Origin of the sequence: Acinetobacter sp. YH12068_T (genome assembly GCF_024606005.1) — a bacterium.
In the GTDB taxonomy this organism is placed as follows: domain Bacteria; phylum Pseudomonadota; class Gammaproteobacteria; order Pseudomonadales; family Moraxellaceae; genus Acinetobacter; species Acinetobacter amyesii.
This window is the reverse complement of sequence record NZ_CP094555.1, coordinates 1,863,017-1,881,708: the sequence shown is the minus strand read 5'-3', so window position 1 is coordinate 1,881,708 and position 18,692 is coordinate 1,863,017. Positions and strand designations below refer to the sequence as shown.

General features: G+C 39.9%; 16 protein-coding genes. 6 read left to right on the top strand and 10 right to left on the bottom strand.

Features of this window, described 5'->3' with window-relative positions:
* Positions 1-4: 4 nt before the first annotated feature.
* From MST18_RS09070 to MST18_RS09045, 6 genes are all read left to right on the top strand, one after another.
* Positions 5-1,528: a TolC family protein gene (locus MST18_RS09070; protein WP_180133088.1), complete on the top strand. Its 1,524-nt coding sequence runs from the start codon at positions 5-7 to the stop codon at positions 1,526-1,528.
* Positions 1,525-3,651, top strand: coding sequence for a type I secretion system permease/ATPase (locus MST18_RS09065; RefSeq protein WP_180133049.1), 2,127 nt, complete (start codon positions 1,525-1,527; stop codon positions 3,649-3,651). The genes MST18_RS09070 and MST18_RS09065 overlap by 4 nt, the downstream gene beginning before the upstream one ends.
* 3 nt (positions 3,652-3,654) lie before the next feature.
* A complete protein-coding gene (locus MST18_RS09060) occupies positions 3,655-4,845 on the top strand; it encodes an HlyD family type I secretion periplasmic adaptor subunit (RefSeq protein ID WP_078193562.1) in 1,191 nt (396 codons plus the stop codon).
* Between the two features lie 102 nt (positions 4,846-4,947).
* A complete protein-coding gene (locus MST18_RS09055) occupies positions 4,948-5,547 on the top strand; it encodes a YigZ family protein (protein ID WP_180133050.1) in 600 nt (199 codons plus the stop codon).
* Positions 5,540-6,157, top strand: a complete 618-nt coding sequence (locus tag MST18_RS09050; RefSeq protein WP_111883779.1) for a DapH/DapD/GlmU-related protein — start codon at positions 5,540-5,542, stop codon at positions 6,155-6,157. Before MST18_RS09055 ends, MST18_RS09050 begins: the two co-directional genes overlap by 8 nt.
* A 130-nt stretch (positions 6,158-6,287) precedes the next feature.
* Positions 6,288-7,130 (top strand): universal stress protein, encoded by an 843-nt coding sequence (locus MST18_RS09045; RefSeq protein WP_180133051.1) that lies wholly within the window; start codon positions 6,288-6,290, stop codon positions 7,128-7,130.
* Positions 7,131-7,341: 211 nt separating this feature from the next.
* Here the strand turns inward: MST18_RS09045 and MST18_RS09040 are convergent, their stop codons facing one another.
* The 10 genes from MST18_RS09040 to MST18_RS08995 all read right to left on the bottom strand — a co-directional run bounded on the left by MST18_RS09040 (position 7,342) and on the right by MST18_RS08995 (position 18,668).
* On the bottom strand, positions 7,342-8,007 hold the full coding sequence (locus MST18_RS09040; RefSeq protein WP_078193558.1) for an O-methyltransferase: 666 nt from the start codon (positions 8,005-8,007) through the stop codon (positions 7,342-7,344).
* 131 nt (positions 8,008-8,138) lie between these two features.
* The gene (locus MST18_RS09035) at positions 8,139-8,861 is read right to left on the bottom strand and encodes a D-Ala-D-Ala carboxypeptidase family metallohydrolase (RefSeq protein WP_078188751.1); all 723 of its coding nucleotides are present in this window, start codon (positions 8,859-8,861) and stop codon (positions 8,139-8,141) included.
* A gap of 138 nt (positions 8,862-8,999) precedes the next feature.
* A complete protein-coding gene (gene fdxA / locus MST18_RS09030; RefSeq protein WP_004651686.1) occupies positions 9,000-9,323 on the bottom strand; it encodes a ferredoxin FdxA in 324 nt (107 codons plus the stop codon).
* Positions 9,324-9,708: 385 nt separating this feature from the next.
* A complete protein-coding gene (gene mutS / locus MST18_RS09025; protein WP_180133052.1) occupies positions 9,709-12,339 on the bottom strand; it encodes a DNA mismatch repair protein MutS in 2,631 nt (876 codons plus the stop codon).
* 286 nt (positions 12,340-12,625) lie between these two features.
* A complete protein-coding gene (locus MST18_RS09020; RefSeq protein ID WP_257250005.1) occupies positions 12,626-12,793 on the bottom strand; it encodes a hypothetical protein in 168 nt (55 codons plus the stop codon).
* A gap of 220 nt (positions 12,794-13,013) precedes the next feature.
* On the bottom strand, positions 13,014-13,154 hold the full coding sequence (locus MST18_RS09015; protein WP_257227509.1) for a GGDEF domain-containing protein: 141 nt from the start codon (positions 13,152-13,154) through the stop codon (positions 13,014-13,016).
* A 714-nt stretch (positions 13,155-13,868) separates the two neighbouring features.
* Positions 13,869-15,875, bottom strand: a complete 2,007-nt coding sequence (locus MST18_RS09010) for a triacylglycerol lipase (RefSeq protein WP_078193556.1) — start codon at positions 15,873-15,875, stop codon at positions 13,869-13,871.
* Positions 15,876-16,003: 128 nt separating this feature from the next.
* The gene (locus MST18_RS09005; protein ID WP_078193555.1) at positions 16,004-16,918 is read right to left on the bottom strand and encodes an ABUW_2363 family tetratricopeptide repeat lipoprotein; all 915 of its coding nucleotides are present in this window, start codon (positions 16,916-16,918) and stop codon (positions 16,004-16,006) included.
* Between the two features lie 105 nt (positions 16,919-17,023).
* Entirely contained in the window at positions 17,024-17,833 is an 810-nt protein-coding gene (gene cysE, locus MST18_RS09000) for a serine O-acetyltransferase (protein ID WP_180007755.1), read from the bottom strand.
* On the bottom strand, positions 17,826-18,668 hold the full coding sequence (locus MST18_RS08995; protein WP_180133053.1) for an RNA methyltransferase: 843 nt from the start codon (positions 18,666-18,668) through the stop codon (positions 17,826-17,828). The genes cysE and MST18_RS08995 overlap by 8 nt, the downstream gene beginning before the upstream one ends.
* Positions 18,669-18,692: the final 24 nt, after the last annotated feature.

Below are 18,692 nucleotides of genomic sequence, written 5' to 3'. Positions count from 1 at the left end.
AAAGATGAATGGTCCAGAAGTTGGGCGTCCGCGTAAAAATAAGTGCAATTTCTTTTGTATATTATTATTACCCTTTTTCATTGGTTCAGTGTATGCAGCAGATACCGGCACTGCACAAAGTACCATTCAAAAGACATTAGATAAGATTTTTTTACCTAATAAGCCGAAACCTTCTGCTGAAAAAATTAACATCACAGAACTCAGTAAATATAATTTAGATACCTCACGTGTCCAAGAAATGCCAGCCGTTGCTTATGGTCGAACGCAACAAGGCAGCTATAATCCAAACACAGTAGCGAAGAATCTAAGTTTTATTGATGCGATACATATCGCCGTCCAAAGACGTCCAGAAATCACACAAAGTATTGCTACAGTCGCATCGCAAAACGCCAATATTGACCTTGCGAATGCTGCATATTATCCCCAAATTTCAGGTGGATTAAGTACCGCAGATCTGACAAAAGGCGAGCGTGGACGTCAGTTGGTATCTTTAAATGCGACGCAGATGTTATATGACTTTGGTAAAACCAAAAGTGCTGTCGGTATCGAAGAAGCAAAAATGTTACAAGAGCAGGCTAATGTACTTGTAAATTTAGATGAAGTTTCTTTTGATGTTGCAAATGCAATTATCAACATTAAACGATATCAAGAAGTGGCTAAAATTGCGCAGCAGCAAATTGCCGGTGTGAGTCGGATTGCTGAGATTGCTAATTTACGTGCAACCGCAGGGATCAGTAGTCAAGCAGACCCTATTCAAGCCAAGTCAAATTTAGAAGCTGCGGAATCAAATTTAATTGTGCAAGAAACTCAACTTCGACAGTACCAACAGCGACTTCGTACCTTGTTAGGTTTTGATGTAAGTCAGATCAATTGGGTGATACCCGATCGGATCTTAACTGCAGCGGCTTTATATGAGGATCCGGACTTCAAGATGATTCCGAGCATGATGAAAGCACAGGCTGGGGTTGAAATTGCCAAATTGCAAAAGCAACAGTCAAAATTAAGTGCTTATCCAACCCTCAATGTCAAAGGCAGTCTGAGTCAGGCGGTGAATGGCCGTAATCCAAATAATGATGAAGATGATGGTTTATATAATTCAATCATGTTGGAAGCCACCAGTAATTTTTACCAAGGTGGTGCAATTGCAGCGCAAACACGTGCCGCAAGCTATGCAGAAGAAGCAGCAAAAGCACAAGTAAATACAGTGTATTTGGATGTGATTGATCAAGTCCGAATGATTCGTGAACAAATCGAAAATAAAAAGCGTCAAATGTCGATATTGGTGCAGCGCCGTGAAACAACGGTAAGAACCAAAGAGCTGTATCAAGAACAATATAAATTAGGAACTCGAACGGTTGTCGATCTACTGAATGCAGAGCAAGCCATACATAGTGCCGCACAAGAAATTGTGACATCGCAATATGATATCTACTCAGCACTTGCACAGTACATCCAAGTGACAGGGCGTTCACGAAATATCTATGAACTTAATAATATATCTATTCAGGGGTTTGAAGTTCAGCCATGAGTAATACAATAAATTATCAACCGTGGCTACAAGCGGTTCTGAATATTGCAAAGCATTATCGAATTGAACCCTCTGAAGAACGTATACGGTTGCAGTTGGATTGGGATCAACACAAAAATGCCGATGAACTGGTTGCAGTCATGGCACGCCAAATTGGATTAAGTGTTCGAAAAAATAAATATGACATAAATCTGCTCAATCCATGGCGCTTACCGGTATTGGTTGAGTTTATTAGTGGTGAAGTGGGTGTGGTAGAACGCATCGACGTAGACGGTAATGCCAGTGTCCAATTGAGCGGAGATGAAGGCCTATCTCAAGTCTTCTCTATTGAACGATTGAGCCATGGCGTTCGCAATATTTATATTCTGCGTCCAGAGTCATCTGTACCCGATGCACGTGTTGATGAATACATCAAGCCGTTTGAAAAAAATTGGTTCTGGTCGATTGTTTTAAAAGACTGGAAACGCTACATCGACATTATGTTTGCTTCATTAATGGCGAATATTTTGGCCCTAGCCACTATTTTGTTCTCAATGAATGTGTACGACCGTGTAATTCCATCTCAATCTGTGCCGACTTTATGGGTACTTGCGGGTGGGGTGTTAATTGCAGCGATATTTGAGTTTGCATTACGTGTTTCACGAATTTATTTGTCGGATATTATTGGTAAACGTGCCGATTTGAAAATTTCCGATCGTGTGTTTGGTCATGCATTAAGAATTAAAAATAGCGAACGCTCAAAATCAACGGGTACTTTTATTTCACAGATTCGTGAATTAGAAGGCGTGCGTGAGATGGTCACCTCGACGACTGTTACTGCGATTGCCGACTTACCGTTTTTCTTCTTGTTCCTGTTCATCTTCTGGTTAATTGGCGGCAATCTATTTTGGGTTATGCTGTTGGTGGTTCCTTTGATGATTATTCCAGGGATTTTGGCGCAAAAACCATTGGCTAAACTTGCACAAATGGGTATGCGCGAGTCTTCGATTCGTAATGCCTTATTGGTTGAATCTGTGCAAGGTATGGAGGATATCAAATTACTTCGTGCTGAATCACGTTTCCAAAACCAATGGAACCACATGAATGAAGTGTCTGCTGATGTCAGCATGCGTCAACGTAAAATTGTAGGCTTAATGTCGGCATGGACGCAAAAAATTCAGGGTCTAACGTTTGCAATTGTTGTACTTGTCGGCTGTTTTGCTGTGATGAAAGGTGAAATGACCACAGGTGCTTTGGTGGCTTGTTCGATTTTGTCTTCACGAATGTTGGCACCGATTTCTGCGCTGGCAGGGGTATTAGGTCGTTTACAACAGGCTAAAGTGGCAAAAGCCGGTCTGGATGAGCTCATGAAGAAACCCGTCGATCAACCGGATTATTCTCATCTTATTCATCGACCATCAATTAATGGTCATTATGAACTCAATGGTGTGTCATTTAAGTATGGTGAAGATGACCCACGTCCAAGTCTTTTAATTCCAAAACTGGAAATTAAGGCTGGAGAAAAAATCGCAATTTTGGGCCGTAACGGTGCTGGTAAGTCGACGCTACTCCAATTGTTATCGGGTATGCAAACGCCAGTACAAGGCAAAGTTAAATTAGATGGGATTGAGCTGTCTTTAATTGACCCCGCAGATGTACGCCGTGATATGGGGCTATTGAACCAAAATTCACAGTTATTTTATGGTACGATTCGTGAAAACTTGACCTTGGGTGCTCCGCTGGCGACTGATGAACAATTGATTGAAGTACTGAAAATTACGGGTGCAATTCACTTTGTTCAAGAGAAAAAAAAAGGGCTAGACCATATCATTTTAGAAGGTGGTGTAGGCTTCTCTGGCGGTCAACGCCAAGCTTTGTTGCTTGCACGCTTATTGATTCGTCAACCCAATATTCTATTGCTTGATGAACCTACAGCAGCGATTGATGACGTATCTGAGAAACAATTGATCGATCATTTAAAAGGTTATTTACAAAACCGAACTATGGTGGTAGCAACACATCGCCGTGCGGTACTTGAGTTGGTTGACCGCATTATTGTGGTGAATGAAGGTAAAATTGTCATGGATGGGCCTCGTGATCAAATTCTGAATCAGAATGCTCAGAAAAAAGTAGCTGGGGCTTAAATCATGAGTGAAAATAAACAAGAAATACAACGCTCGACCAAAGTCAGCTTTAAAGAGCCACCATTACCGAAATCGAGTTTAATCATTTGGATTATTACGATTGGTCTGGCAATCCTTTTAGTTTGGGCTTGGTTGTTTAAATTAGAAGAAGTCTCTACAGGGACAGGTAAAGTGATTCCATCTTCGAAAGAACAAATTGTTCAGTCGCTTGAGGGAGGTATTTTAACCAAGTTGAATGTGAAGGAAGGTCAAATTGTTGAACAAGGTCAAGTCCTTGCGCAACTCGATCCAACACGCTTCGCATCAAATGTTGGTGAAACCGAGTCTTTACTTGTGGCATCACGTGCGACAGCAGCACGTTTACGTGCAGAAGTGAATGGTACACCATTAACCTTTCCTGAAGATGTTCAAAAGATTCCAGCTTTAGTGAAGGAAGAAACAGCTTTATATCATTCACGTCGTGCAAACTTGGAAGAATCTGTTGCCGGCTTAAAACAGGCATTGGTGTTAGTTCAACAAGAATTGGCCATGACTGAGCCGCTTGTTGCTAAAGGGGCAGCAAGTGAAGTTGAAGTACTTCGTTTAAAGCGTTCAGCGAATGACTTACAAAATCAGTTAAATGATGTCCGTAACCAATATTTGGTAAAATCACGGGAAGAATTGTCGAAAGCCAATACTGATATTGAATCACAGCAACAAGTGGTGAAAGGCAAATCAGATACACTCAGCCGTACCGTTTTTAAATCTCCAGTTCGTGGTGTGGTCAAAGAGATTGATGTGATGACATTGGGTGGTGTGATTCCGCAAAATGGTAAATTGATGACTATTGTACCTTTGGATGAACAGCTTTTGGTAGAAGCACGTATTTCACCGCGAGATATTGCTTTTATTCGTCCGGGTCAAGAAGCCTTAGTGAAAATTACGGCATATGACTATTCGATCTATGGTGGTCTAAAAGGTAAAGTGACCGTCATTTCACCAGATACTTTACGTGATGAAGTGAAACAAGATCAGTTCTATTATCGTGTTTATATCCGTACAGATAGTGATAAATTAAGCAATAAAGAAGGTAAAAGTTTTAGTATCACTCCGGGTATGGTGGCGACAGTTGATATCCGTACCGGCTCGAAAACTGTACTGGAGTACTTAATCAAGCCATTCAATAAAGCAAAAGAAGCACTTCGCGAACGTTAATAGCGCAGTGCCAATCAAGCCTCCAGCATTGGGGGCTTTTTTGTGGATGTAAGTCTTTCAAAAAACGCTATAATATCCTTTGATACAGGATCTAAAGACGTTATGCCATTTACACTCGCCGCACAGTTTGAATATGAAGAAGACATTAAAAAAAGTCGTTTTCAAGCCATCGCAGTTCCTGTGGAAAATGAACAAGCCGTTAAAGAATTTCTCGAAGCCAATAAAGATATCTCAACAACACATCAGTGTTGGGCATGGAAAATTGGACATACCGTACGTTTTAATGATGATGGTGAGCCTTCAGGCACAGCAGGTCGGCCCATTCTAGCAACCATAGAAGGGAATGATCTGACCAACGTGTTGGTCTTGGTTAATCGTTGGTATGGCGGAATTAAGCTCGGGACAGGGGGATTGGTACGTGCCTATGGTGGCTGTGCAGGTCAATGCCTTTTACAAGCTGAAAAAATTGAACTTATTGAGAAGAAAAAAGTGCAGTTTAGTTGTCAGTTTAATGAATGGGCAATTTTCCAATACGAACTCAGTCAGCAGCAAATTGAATTTCAGGAAGAATATACAGCGCAGGGCGTAAATGTACTTGCATCATTGCAAATTCATCAAATCCAACCGCTACAGTTAAAGATTCAAGATGTAACTCGCGGACGTGAACAATTGCATATCGTTGAGGCTGCTGAAGATGAATGAACAAGATCCATTATTGAAATATCGAGAGCAACATAAGCATCGTCTGAATTATATGCCTTGGTTATATTGGTCACTCAAACCAAAAAATCGTGGTTGGGCTGAAGCTTGGCAACAGGAATATCAAGACTATCTCAAATCGATGGAAACCGTTGAAATTGGTGAAAACTGTTTTATATCGCCATTGGCTCATATTTTTGCCGAACCGGGACGTAAGATTGTTATTGGAGATAACAGCTTTATTGCGGCGGATTGCACTTTGCATGGCCCAATAGAAATAGGCAATGAAGTGGCGATCAATCATCACTGTATTTTAGATGGTGGGCGAGTGGGCATCAAAATTCATGATCAAGTTCGTATGGCGGCATATTGCCATTTATACGCTTTTGATCATGGAATGGATGTCAATCAACCGATCTATCAACAAGCTGTACGTTCACAAGGGATTGAGATAGAGCATGATGTTTGGTTAGGTGCGCATGTTGGAATCAAGGATGGTATTCACATTGCTGAGCAGGCTGTAGTCGGCATGAACAGTATGGTGACGAAAAATGTTGAAGCGCGTGCAATCATTGCGGGAAATCCTGCAAAATTCATTCGATATCGTGAATAAATAATCGCCAAATAGGTCATAAATATTTTTTATGCTTACACAAATGCATGCACAGTGAAACAGAGTTGTGATAAGTTAAAAATAACAAACAACATTTTATAGCCAAGCAATAATAAAACGAGGGCTAATCATGAAACGAGTTATCGCCTGTATCGACTCTTCTCCATGCATTAATGCACTAGCTGATGCTGCTGCTTGGGTTGCTAAACAAACTCACCGTGAGTTGGTTTTACTGCAAATACTTGATTACTATCCGGCAAGTTATCACTTAGGTGAAATTAGCGGCGTGATTGGGTTTGAAAGTAATGCCATGCTCTTAAAAGAACTCGCGGAGTTAGAACAAAAACAAAGTGATTTAGCGCTAGATTATAGTAATAACTTGCTCAAACACATTTCTGAAATGATCCAAGATAAGCATGGTATTCAAACCACCCATATTCAGGAAAAGGGTGACTTCTTAGAGCAAAGTTTTAATATTTTGCAAGATGACGATATTGTTTTAATTGGTCGCGTTGGTGAACGTTCAGCAGAGCGTAATAAGCCGCTGGGTAGTAATGTTGAAAACTTTATTCGTGGTGCAAGTTGTACAGTTATGACCGTAGGACCAGCGTTTAAACCACCGACTCGCTTTATTTTTGCCTATGAATATTCGCCTAAATGCGTTGAGTTAATGAAGCGTGTGGCACAAAGTGATCTACTCAAACTCTTACAATGTCATTTGGTCTATGTTGGAGATCACCCACAAATCTTGGATGATCCAAAAAATTATTTAACCAATGCCGGTCTCGATGTGGTGACAGAATACCGTTATGGCGATGTTTCGGAAAATATTCTGGACTATCAACAAGAGCATGGTATTCAGTTAATCATACTTGGCGCTTTTAGCCACAGTAAAATCCATCAGTTCTTCTTGGGCAGTATCACTACCAGTATTTTCAGAAATTCCAGTGTTCCATTGTTGGTTGTAAAATAAGTTGAGCAAACGAACAGAGTTGATTTAATAGACGGACAATTACGAGTAAATAAATAATAAGTTGTTGATTTAAAAATAATCAGAGTTATCCTCAAAAATTGTGGATAACTCTGTGTGTAGTGTTTGTAAGTAATTGTTTTTAAAATAAAATATTATATTGATTGTTTTTTATACCTTTATTCGAGGTGTTTAAAAAACACCTCGATTGAGATTATTTAACGATTGCAATTGCAAAACCGTCATGACCTTTGCAACCAACAGTTTGAAGTGCTGTGCAAGATAAAATTTTCGGATGATTTTGCATGGCTTTGAACATATCACGGATACCTTCAATGCTTGGTTTGTGGTTTTCAGCATTTAGAATCTCACCTGCACGAATTACATTGTCTAAAACAATCACTGTACCTGAATGAGATAAATTTAAACTTAATTCTAAATATTCAGGGTAGCTCTGTTTGTCTGCATCGACAAAAATAAAGTCAAAAGGTTCGGTATCTTCAGGAAGGGCACGTAAAATATCTGCCGCACGACCACATTTCAGTTCTATCGTTTGTGCAAGCTTTGCATTATCAATATTTTCTTGACCGAGGGCAGCATGTGTATCACGACCTTCAATGGTCAGAATGTAACCATCTTCAGGTAATGCACGTGCTAACCACATGGTGCTATAGGCTGCAAAAGTTCCAAGTTCTAAAACGCGTTTACACTTGTTCATTTGGATTAACATTTGAAGCAGCATGCCTTGATTAGCCGCTACAGCAAGATGATCAGGAAAGCCACGTTCATCCGTATGTTGAAGTGTTTGGGTCAATATTGGATCTTCAGGAATTAAATGTGAATCGATGTAAGCATCAATGTCTGTCCACATTTGTTGCATGTTGTCGCACCTCGTGATTGATGCAAGCATTTTAAACCTTTCCACCAACATCGCAATTTATTGTTCTATATTTGAATATTTTATGTACAAAAAAGACCTCCGAAGAGGTCTTGATATGACGATGTAATGTTTTAGTAATTACACATTGATGAGCGACTTGAGTGATCAGGCCCCCAAGTACGGTAGCCTTGAGTATCAATATGAATTTGTCCGCTGGCATATAAACCTAATCCCATATTGAGACTCTGCCCGTGTTGTGACCAAAATTGGCATAAACGGAACTTGGTATTTTCAATATAACTGTAATCTTCGGGCTGCGGGTACGCAGGTCCAATACGGAAATCAATCGCCGAGTTATATAGGTGACGAGATGAACTTGCACCACCGGCACATTGGTTCAAAGGCAAATCACGATAAACCGAAGTCACTTCAAAGTCCGTTAAGATATTTGCAGCAACTAAATATTTAAAGACACGTAAGGTCGCAATTTGGTTTTGCCATAATTCACGGTTAGGCACCATATATTCTGAGCGACCACATTTTTGCCAATCACGTGCAGTACGCATCAGCTCAAATGAAGGGATGATATTGCCTACACCATTTTTCTCTAAAAAGACTTCATAGTCTCGAACGCGACGTAAATTATCAACAGACGCTACCCATGAGTTGTACGCATAAGGCACCACTTTAGGCGGGGCTTGTCTGATGGTCGTCACTTTTTCTTGAGGTATGTAAATACGTTTACCGTCGGGAGTTGTAATAGTGTGACCTTGTTTTTGTGGTGTAGTTGTACAACCAATGAAAACAAGAGGAAATATTGCAACGGACAATAATCCCTTGAGTAAATGCTTCATTATAGAAATCAATTATTTATAAACTCGTTCTATTTTAATCCAATTTGATTGAGAAAATTTGAATAATTTGCAATGAAATGTGTGCTTTAAGTATAAAAAAAGATCAGCATGTGCTGATCTTTTCATGAAAGCGTAAAATTACTTTTCAAGATATTGTAATTTATCAGCTTTACCGTTCCACTCTTCACGGTCGGCAGGTTGATCACCAATTTGAGTGATGTTCGGCCATTTTTGAGAAAGTTCAGTATTAAGTTCGATAAATACTTCTTGACCTTCAGGTAACTCATCTTCAGAGAAAATCGCGTTAGCTGGACACTCAGGTTCACATAGCGCACAGTCGATACATTCATCTGGATTAATAACAAGGAAGTTTGGACCTTCATAGAAACAGTCAACAGGGCAAACTTCTACGCAGTCTTGATATTTACATTTAATACAGTTTTCAGTGACAACAAAGGTCATGGCGACAGCTACCTAAAAAATATGGTTCTAATAAACTAATGGTGTATTTTAGGCAAAAAATAGGGTAACTAACAATTCCTTTTATTGATAATTATTATATGCAGTGCTGTTAAAATCACTAAAAACTGAACAATTTATGTAAATTTCACAATGAATGAGAATCATACTCAAAAACTGATTAAATTACATCTGTTTATCGAACAATATTTTTAATGTGTATTTTAAGCATGAAACATTTAACAACATTAATTTTTTATCAATTTATTGTTGAATAGCCGCAGTAGTAAATAGCAAACATTCACTAATTTACGCGTTTGAATGGTGTCAATGCAAAGAACACCTTTATAGGTGCTCTTTGCGTTTCTTATCTATCGTTTCTGCTTAATTAGATCTTAAGTAAATCTTTCAAGGCGTAAAGTTGTTGTAGTGCTTCACGTGGACTTAAGTTATCGACATCTAAATCTGCTAAGGCATCAAGTACGGGCGACGTTTTTTCAACTTCCACCACACGTTCAATGACTTCGGGCTCTGCGAGTGCCGAGAATAGATCGGTTTGTACAGCCGTATTGAGTTGCTGTTTTTGCTGAGTTTCTAAAATACGAAGGCGATTTTGTGCTTCTTTGATCACTGCCGCAGGAATACCTGCAAGCTTTGCCACCTGTAGACCATGACTTTGACTCGCCGGGCCTTGTTGAACTTTATGCAGTAAGATCAGGTTGCCATTTAGCTCACGAGCAGTTACATGATAGTTATCGATATTAGCGTCTTTGCCTAATTCAGTGAGCTCAAAATAATGCGTTGCAAATAAGCATAAACATTTAATGCGACGCGTGAGATCGAGTACACATGCCCATGCCAAAGATAAGCCGTCATAGGTACTCGTACCACGTCCGACTTCATCCATCAGTACCAGTGATTGATTGGTTGCATGATGAAGAATCTGAGAGGTTTCAGTCATTTCCACCATGAAGGTTGATTTGCCTGTAGATAAGTCGTCGGCAGATCCAATACGGGTAAATATCCGGTCGATAGGCCCTAAAATGGCAGATTGGGCAGGGACAAAGCTACCACAGTAGGCTAATAAGCTGATTAAGGCAGTTTGGCGCATAAAGGTCGATTTACCGCCCATATTTGGCCCTGTGATAATCGCCATACGGTGATTAAAGTCCAAACTGGTATCATTTGGGGTAAATGCCGATTTGCTCAGAGATTCCACAACAGGGTGACGTCCGGCTTTGATTTTGATCCCAACTTCAGGGCTATATTCAGGACGTGACCAATTGCGTAATCGAGCTTGATGGGCAAAATTAGCCAGTAAATCAATTTGCGCTATAGCGGCGCTCATCATTTGTAAGTTGCCAATATCTGCACGTAATTCATCGAGTAATAGTTCAAAAAGCATTTTTTCGCGCGCTAATGCACGTGACTCACTTGAAAGCACCTTATCTTCAAATGATTTCAGCTCAGGGGTAATGTAGCGTTCAGCATTTTTAAGGGTTTGGCGGCGAATATAATGATCAGGTGCTTGTTCAGCTTGTGCGCGAGTGAGTTCAATATAGTAACCACTAACTCGGTTATAACCAATTTTTAAGGTTGAAATTCCGGTTTGTTCACGCTCTTTAATTTCAAGATCAATGAGGAATTGTCCCGCATGGTCACGAATTTTACGTAGTTCATCAAGTTCAGTGTCGAAACCCTCGGCAATCACATTTCCATCACGTAAAAGCACTGGCGGGTTTTCTACGATGGCAGACATGAGACGCTCATGTAAGCCGTGAAAATCACCCATTTCATCATTTAACTGAGCGATCAGCTTAGATTGGTGTGACTGAATGATCGGTTCAAGTGCATGTCGAAGATAGGGAATTTGTGCACAAGTTTGACGTAACTGAACTAGGTCTCGTGGACGAGCACTGCCGAGAGCTACACGAGATAGCACTCGTTCAATATCACCAATTTCTTTGAGAACTAAGCGGATCGGAGACTCATGATAGCCTTGCAGCATCGCTTGTGATGCATCTAAACGTGCATCCAATAAAGCGGTATCTCGTAAAGGCTGCATCAAGGTACGACTTAATAGACGGCCACCCATCGCAGTTTGGCAATCATTGATTAGTTGGAACAGGGAAGTACCATGTTCAAATAGGGGATCAATCAGTTCTAAGTTACGACGAGTGACGGGGTCGAGCGCGACAAAATCACTACTTTGTTCGAGTTGAATGCTGCGGATATGTGGTAAAGCAGTTTTTTGAGTCACTTTTGCATAGTGAATCAAAGCCGCTGCGGCAGCTTTCGCCAAAGGTAAATGGTCAATACCAAAACCTGAAAGTGTGGCAACTGCAAATTGGTCACACAGCGTTTTTTGTGCGTTATTTAAATTGAAGTCGACGTTTGGACGTTTAGTGACAGGGCAGTCTAATTGACGTTTAATTTGCTCGACAATATTCGGATCAATAAGATCTTCATCAATCAAAATTTCGCTCGGCATTAAACGAGAAAGTTCGATTGTCAATTGTTCCAGTTGATAGTCCATTTGCTGAACTTTGAAAATACCTGCACTGAGGTCTAGTAAAGCAATCCCGATTTGATTTTGTTGTAAGCAGATTGCGACTAAATTTGAACTTTGATGAGAGGCAATCAGTGCATCGTCCGTTAATGTCCCCGGGGTAATGATACGGACAATTCCGCGCTCAACCGGCCCTTTGCCTGTCACTTCACCAATTTGCTCGCAGATCACCACCGTTTCACCTTTTTTTACAAGGCGGGCTAAATAGCCTTCAGCAGCATGGTATGGGACACCAGCCATAGGAATAGGTTCACCATTGGCTTTACCACGATGTGTTAGTGTAATTCCTAAAAGTTTTGCTGCCTTATGCGCATCTTCAAAAAAGAGCTCGTAAAAATCACCCATCCGATAAAACATCAGTGAATGCGGATTTTGCATTTTGACTGACATGTACTGTTGCATCATCGGGGTCAGGGTTGAAAGGTCAACTTTGGAATTATCAGCTTGCATGAAACGAAATACCTTAAAATAAAAATTTGTGCGCTGCTAAACGAAAAACACTGTTTTGATGAAAATTGGATTTAGAAAAAGTCCTTATATTTATATTGTCTCTTCGTTCAAAACCACAGGTGTACGTTAACAAATCGTGTTGCTGATTCTAGCAAAAAAAGTGACAGGAAAATGCCAGAAAAGATTTGTCTGCATGTAAAAAAAGCAGTCAAAATATTATTTATAAACGCTAAAAAGTCTGTGTGTAAATTCAACAATGGATACATTTACAAAGCGATAGACTGACTCAAACATCAAGCTGCGCTTCAGCCTGAGCTAATCGATATTGGTTGCGACCGCTGCCTTTTGCAAGGTAAAGCGCTTGATCGGCAGCCAATATAAATTTTTGAATTTTATCAGATTTAGATGGAATGATCGTTTCCGTACCGATGCCAATCTTCACAAATTTAGACATATGGCTGGCTGGATGTGGAAGTGCGAGTGATTAAATTCTGCATAATAAATCGGCTGCCAAAGGTTCAATTTTCAGCTTCAGTTAACACCCTAAAGAGGAGTAAAAACTATTCGCTGCCATTGTGTGCAGCTAACTCACCATTTCGATTGGTGATTTGAGACAAAACCTCAGTAATTTGTGTGAGGCAGATGTCACTCGCCTGATGACCTAAATGATCATTTTAATTTTCAAAAAAATCGATATCGATCACCATGATGCTTAAAGGCTGTTGATGGCGTAGGGCATAATGCCATAGCTGTTCTAAAGCTTCGTATAACTGACGACGGTTTGTTAGCCCAGTCAGTGGGTCATGTTCTACCAACCCGCAACCATGGCAAGATAAAAACGCATACCAACAAAGGCATAGATGATGACCAAGGCATACTTCATAGCTGCATGTAATAGCGCATCATTGTGATCATTACAAATCATAGTAAATATGATCGCAACAGCGCACATCGAGCCTAGACAAGTATAAACATTAAAATAAGGGTTTAATGCGGAAAAAAAGATAAATCCCATGCAATCAGAATGATAAACACTACCCAAATATACAGAGGAATCTACAAAACTGCGTTATGGAATCACTTGATAAATCCCCGTACATGACAGGGCATACAGGAGAAAAATAATGATTCCGCGAAAACGAAATTCTTTCGCCGCTTCATTACGGTAGAGCGGTTGATAAATGGATTATAAACTTGACGTAAAATATACTTTATTCAATATAGTTATGATTTAACCCCCAATTTCATCCAGATGAAGTGACTTTAAGCCTTATAATTTCATAATTCGATATGCTCATAAAATAATTAGGAAAAGCGCACAATATTTTGTCTTTATTTTACAATAATTTATCTCCAATATAAGGTTTATATAAAGTTTAACGAGTGCCTATGAGTTTTAAAATGATTAAAAAAAAGCTTATATAGTAATTACGTGAATAATGGCATATTCAAGTAAATGCAGAAATAAAAAAAACCGATCCTGAGATCGGTTTTTAAAATATGTAGATCGATTTAAATGCTGTATTGCTTTATGGTTTATAGAGGCCAAGTTCAATCAAATGCAAACGTAATATACGGCGTAGTTCGAGTACAGCTTCAGGGGTTTCTTGAATCGAATGACCCCCTTTAATGATTTTTTCTGAAACAGCACCCTCTAGATGAGCACTAGTGTATGGTACAATATCATCCGTCATAATATTTTTATCTTGACTGTTGGTGTTATTTCCCATAATTGAATGAAACTTCAAACCCTTACGCGGCTGAATATCTTCAGTGAGCGCGATAAATTTTGATTGATGACTTAAGTCACTTGGTCCATTTTGGATCAAGCCATGGTCAATTTCACGAAATAAATCTTTCAGGTCTTCTTCTTGAGTTAACACATCACCCATAGCCGATAAAAAAGCTCCTGGGAGTTTAATAATTTTTCGAGCGGCTTTGGTAAACCAGCGATCTGCATATTCTGTACCACGATGAGGTGCAGCCAAAAAAATTGCACGGCTGAAATTAGGAATATCATCAATCACCATACGTTGCTTCACTACTGGAATATTTCGGTACTGATTTAATTGACGTGAATTCATCATTTTCAAAGCTGCTTGCGTGGTATCGGCTTGGCTGACCAGTAGTCGTGCAATAATGCCGCCCATACTATGACCGACTAGAACAGCATCTTTTTTAGCTGCGGCATTGGCGTCTACTTTGCTAAAGGTCTGAGTCAAAATGGAATAAATTTGGAAGCGGCTTTCAATAATCGGCATATTAGTTGAATAGAAGACTTGCCATACTTGATAATGTTCACGTAGCACTGAATCGCCCATAATATCGTTAGTCAGACGAATCCATGCTTCAGGGCTGCTAGCAAGACCATGTACCAAGACGATAACTTTCTTGTCAGGATTATATGGTTCAAGCATGTAGAGATGAGGCATCGTCAGTTTTTCATCTCGGTCAATCAGTGATAAATAAGCTGCCTTACCCAAGTTATTTTGTGCTAACCAAAGACCATATGGAGCAGAAAAATTGGCAGCAAGCGCATAGTTTTTATTGGCAATATTGACCTGTTCATACTTATACGGGTCGTAAGCTTTAATTTGAAACTCATGTTGATTCAAAATTTGATCAACTGTAGTTGCAGCGCTTAGTGGTTCAGCCGTTAAGGTTGCAGCTAAATAGCGCGCTTGATGGATATTAGGATTTGAACCAGACGGATATTTAAAATCAATCGGGTTGATAATATATTTGGCTTTGCCTGTTTCAATCGTATGTTCTTCGGGTAAAACTACAAGAAATTCGGAGCCAAAACCATCTCGACGGGTAATTGAACGTAAACCTGAGAAGTTAAGATTATAGGTTGACATCAATTGTTCAATTTTACGATTTTTGAGTTCTGGGTAGTGGCTGAAGTCTATGTGATAGGTGGTTTGTCCGACTTTAATCTGTTGGGTGACTTCTTGCGGCTTATAACGTAGTGCATAGCTGCTAACCAATTTGGCAATCCCTTGATTATAGAAATCACGGATTTGAACTTGACGGTTATCAAAAATACGATCAGCAGGCGCACGTTTGGTTTTAAACATGTACGCATAGCTATAGCGAATACTTTTATCGAGAAGTATCAATTGTTGATCTAAGCACTTATTATAAGTGTCTTGTTCAATTTTTTGTTTTTCTTCAGATTTGTGACTACTGAGCACACCTAACTTGCAGGCTGAAGAAGATTCATATTCTATAGCTTTAGCTAAATATAATTCACTTGCTGTAGAAAGTAATTGTTCATCTTGAATCTGAGGAATTTGTTGTAACTCATCAACACAGGCTTTCGGGTCTTCTGTGCAGGCTTTGGCTTCCCGACCTGTCATCGACAAGACATTTAAACTGGCTTCGCTAAGTTTGTTTCGAGAAATAATACTTTCACGTTCATTGGCAATCGAAACATTGAGTTTTTGATTTTTGACACTGACGACCTGACATCCACTCAGTACGCTTGTACTTATGATTCCAAGGAGCAGTATTTTTTTAATATTTTGCTGCATAAAGAGGCCGCGCATAAGGTTAAGTATTTTCAAATCATACGATAATTGTCAGGATTTTCAATTCACCTTAAATGAAAAAAGACCGTTAGAACGGTCTTTTTTCAAAAGAATTTTTTAAATCGTCAGATTTAAGACGCAGCTTTAGGTGGATTTAAAACTTGCCAAACATTCCAGCGACCTTGCTTTTCAATTTCTTGAATTAAACGATCAGCAACTTCTGCTTCTTGTGGATATTTAACTTTATAGTTCTTTAAAACCTGAATGGCATTCTTTTTTTGTTCCATGGCAATATAGTTATTTGCTGCAGAAAGATACGCTTCTTGAACACCGGCTTTCATTGCTTTGTCTAAGTATGGAATCGCTTCACGTTGACCACCACCTTCAGATAAACCAAAACCGAACCAGAAGTTTGCTTCTGCATCATCTTGGTTGATTTTTAAAATACGTTGTGCGTAAGTTAATGATTTAGTTGTATACACAGAACCCAAATCAAGGTTACGTGCCATCACACTGGCTTTAAATGCACGAACTAAAATATCAAAAGAAGCATTGTCTTTAGACGCAAGCGTATCTAATTTTTGCGTAACTTCCTTGAGTTTAAGCTCAAACCCTTTGCGTTCTTGGCGTTGAACAAAACGTGGTGGATAGTGACGTGCTTTACCTTCAACAAGCTGTAAGAAATCATCAATTTCAGTAATGTCGATTTCATTGTCACCTGCTAAAGCAGCAAATTTCATCGAACGTTCTTTGCTGTCAACAGTGGGGATAATCAGGCGGTTTTCTTCAAGGGTTAATTGCTTAGATGGGTCGGTTGGGCTAGTTACCACCATCTTAGTCACAGGCTGTGCTGCAGCTTTTTGTAAATTTAATTCAAAAGGAGGTGGTGCATCGTAGTTAAATGGGTTGAGTGCGTAGAAAGGTGGAGTCAGTTCAGGCTCTACAAAAATCATGGCATCTTTAGGAGCATTATTTTTAGTTGGGGCGCTTCCACAAGCGGCAAGGGTTAAAGCAATACAAGCAACTGCCAAGGGCTTAAGCGTCATATGATTCATCCATTAAATTTATTTTATAAAAAAAGCATGTTGGTCAGTCTAAAAAAACTCTGAACAACATGCAAGTTAAAGGCAATTTATTCTGATTGCTTTTGGTTAAGCTTTAGATTGACTACTTTGAGCTTCGCATTCGCGGCGCACATCTTCAATGATTTTAAGTTCTTCCTGACTAAAAGGTTGTTCATTAAGCTGTTGCTTTTTGAACGTTGGGTCAAGGAGAGACAAACGCTGACACAAATTATTCATACGTTTTTCATTGTGCTGAATACGATCTAACAATACACGCATACCTTCTAACATTGGGTCAGTTTGGTCTTGTGTTGCAGCATACGGTTGGAAACCAATACTTTCTGCATAATCGCGACGACGGGTTTCCGCTTCATCTTTTGGTTTATCTTTGGTGATAAAGCGTGCTGGATTACCTACAGCGGTAGTATCCGCAGGAACTTCTTTAGTCACGACGGCATTTGAACCGACTTTGGCATTTTTACCCACCGTAAATGGGCCCAAGATCTTTGCACCAGCGCCAACCACTACACCATCTTCCAAAGTTGGGTGACGTTTGCCTTTGTTCCAAGTCGTGCCACCTAAGGTCACACCATGGTAGAGGGTGACATCATCACCAATTTCAGCTGTTTCACCAATCACCACACCCATACCGTGGTCAATAAAGAAACGACGACCGATTTTCGCACCCGGATGAATCTCAATGCCTGTGGCAAAGCGGCTAAAAGAAGACAATAGACGAGCTGAGCCTTTACACTCTTTTTTCCAAAGTTCATGTGCCATACGATGCATGATTAAGGCATGAATTCCTGGATAAGTCGTTAAGACTTCGAGCGTATTTCGTGCAGCAGGATCGCGCGCGAATACAGCCTGTATATCTTCTTTGAGCTGCTTAAGCATTAGATTGATCCTCATTGTCTGTAGATTTTTTCCATGTTCCGTTATTTAAAGCCTGTACTCGGCTAAAGATGCCACGTAATAAGTGGTATTCCATACGATCTAATTGTATACGTCCAAATAGGCGACGCAAGCGTAAAGGTAATAATCTTGGATTTTTTGGATCCATAAATTCAATCTCTGCCAGCATTTTTTCAATATGCGGGTAGAACTGTTCCATCATTTCATGGGTCACCAAAGGTTCGTCCCATTCCATATCGATGTTATTGGTAACATGCATATTGGCATCAGGATTTGCCGTTAACTCGGTATGTGCAAGGGCGGCCATGCGCATTTCATAGCAAATGACTTGAATCGCTTGAGCAACGTTTAAGACGCCATATTCAGTATTTACTGGAATAGTGACGTGGTAGTTAGCCATTGCCAATTCTTCATTGGTCAAACCACGGTCTTCACGGCCAAACACCACGGCAATTTCTTGCTGTTGTTCACAGACCGCTTTGAGAGACATTTCGGCAGCAGGGCGAGCATCAAGTAATGGCCATGGGATGGTACGACTACGCGCACTAGTACCAAGGACAATATGACAATCTTTAATGGCATCTTCTAGTGATTCAACGATTTCAATTTGATCAATTAAATCGACAGCACCGGCAGCTAAGGCATTAATGTCCGGATGCGGGTAAGTCTTCGGTGCAACTAAGACCAACTTTGAAAGTCCCATGGTTTTCATGGCACGTAATGCACTACCAATATTTGCGGGTAATGTTGTGTTCACCATGACAATACGCACATGGGAGAGATGTGCTGAAACCGCAGCATTGTCAGTTTGATTCATGATATTTCCAATATGTTTATTTAA

Excerpts from the sequence above, each read along its gene's own strand:
- MST18_RS09070 (WP_180133088.1), top strand. The coding sequence starts at position 5 with ATGAATGGTCCAGAAGTTGGGCGTCCGCGTAAAAATAAGTGCAATTTC.
- MST18_RS09020 (WP_257250005.1), bottom strand. The coding sequence starts at position 12,793 with ATGTCTAAATTTGTGAAGATTGGCATCGGTACGGAAACGATCATTCCA.
- MST18_RS09050 (WP_111883779.1), top strand. The coding sequence starts at position 5,540 with ATGAATGAACAAGATCCATTATTGAAATATCGAGAGCAACATAAGCAT.
- MST18_RS09055 (WP_180133050.1), top strand. The coding sequence starts at position 4,948 with ATGCCATTTACACTCGCCGCACAGTTTGAATATGAAGAAGACATTAAA.
- fdxA (WP_004651686.1), bottom strand. The coding sequence starts at position 9,323 with ATGACCTTTGTTGTCACTGAAAACTGTATTAAATGTAAATATCAAGAC.
- MST18_RS09060 (WP_078193562.1), top strand. The coding sequence starts at position 3,655 with ATGAGTGAAAATAAACAAGAAATACAACGCTCGACCAAAGTCAGCTTT.
- MST18_RS09040 (WP_078193558.1), bottom strand. The coding sequence starts at position 8,007 with ATGCAACAAATGTGGACAGACATTGATGCTTACATCGATTCACATTTA.
- MST18_RS09035 (WP_078188751.1), bottom strand. The coding sequence starts at position 8,861 with ATGAAGCATTTACTCAAGGGATTATTGTCCGTTGCAATATTTCCTCTT.
- mutS (WP_180133052.1), bottom strand. The coding sequence starts at position 12,339 with ATGCAAGCTGATAATTCCAAAGTTGACCTTTCAACCCTGACCCCGATG.
- MST18_RS08995 (WP_180133053.1), bottom strand. The coding sequence starts at position 18,668 with ATGAATCAAACTGACAATGCTGCGGTTTCAGCACATCTCTCCCATGTG.
- MST18_RS09010 (WP_078193556.1), bottom strand. The coding sequence starts at position 15,875 with ATGCAGCAAAATATTAAAAAAATACTGCTCCTTGGAATCATAAGTACA.
- MST18_RS09065 (WP_180133049.1), top strand. The coding sequence starts at position 1,525 with ATGAGTAATACAATAAATTATCAACCGTGGCTACAAGCGGTTCTGAAT.
- MST18_RS09005 (WP_078193555.1), bottom strand. The coding sequence starts at position 16,918 with ATGACGCTTAAGCCCTTGGCAGTTGCTTGTATTGCTTTAACCCTTGCC.
- MST18_RS09045 (WP_180133051.1), top strand. The coding sequence starts at position 6,288 with ATGAAACGAGTTATCGCCTGTATCGACTCTTCTCCATGCATTAATGCA.
- cysE (WP_180007755.1), bottom strand. The coding sequence starts at position 17,833 with ATGCTTAAGCAGCTCAAAGAAGATATACAGGCTGTATTCGCGCGCGAT.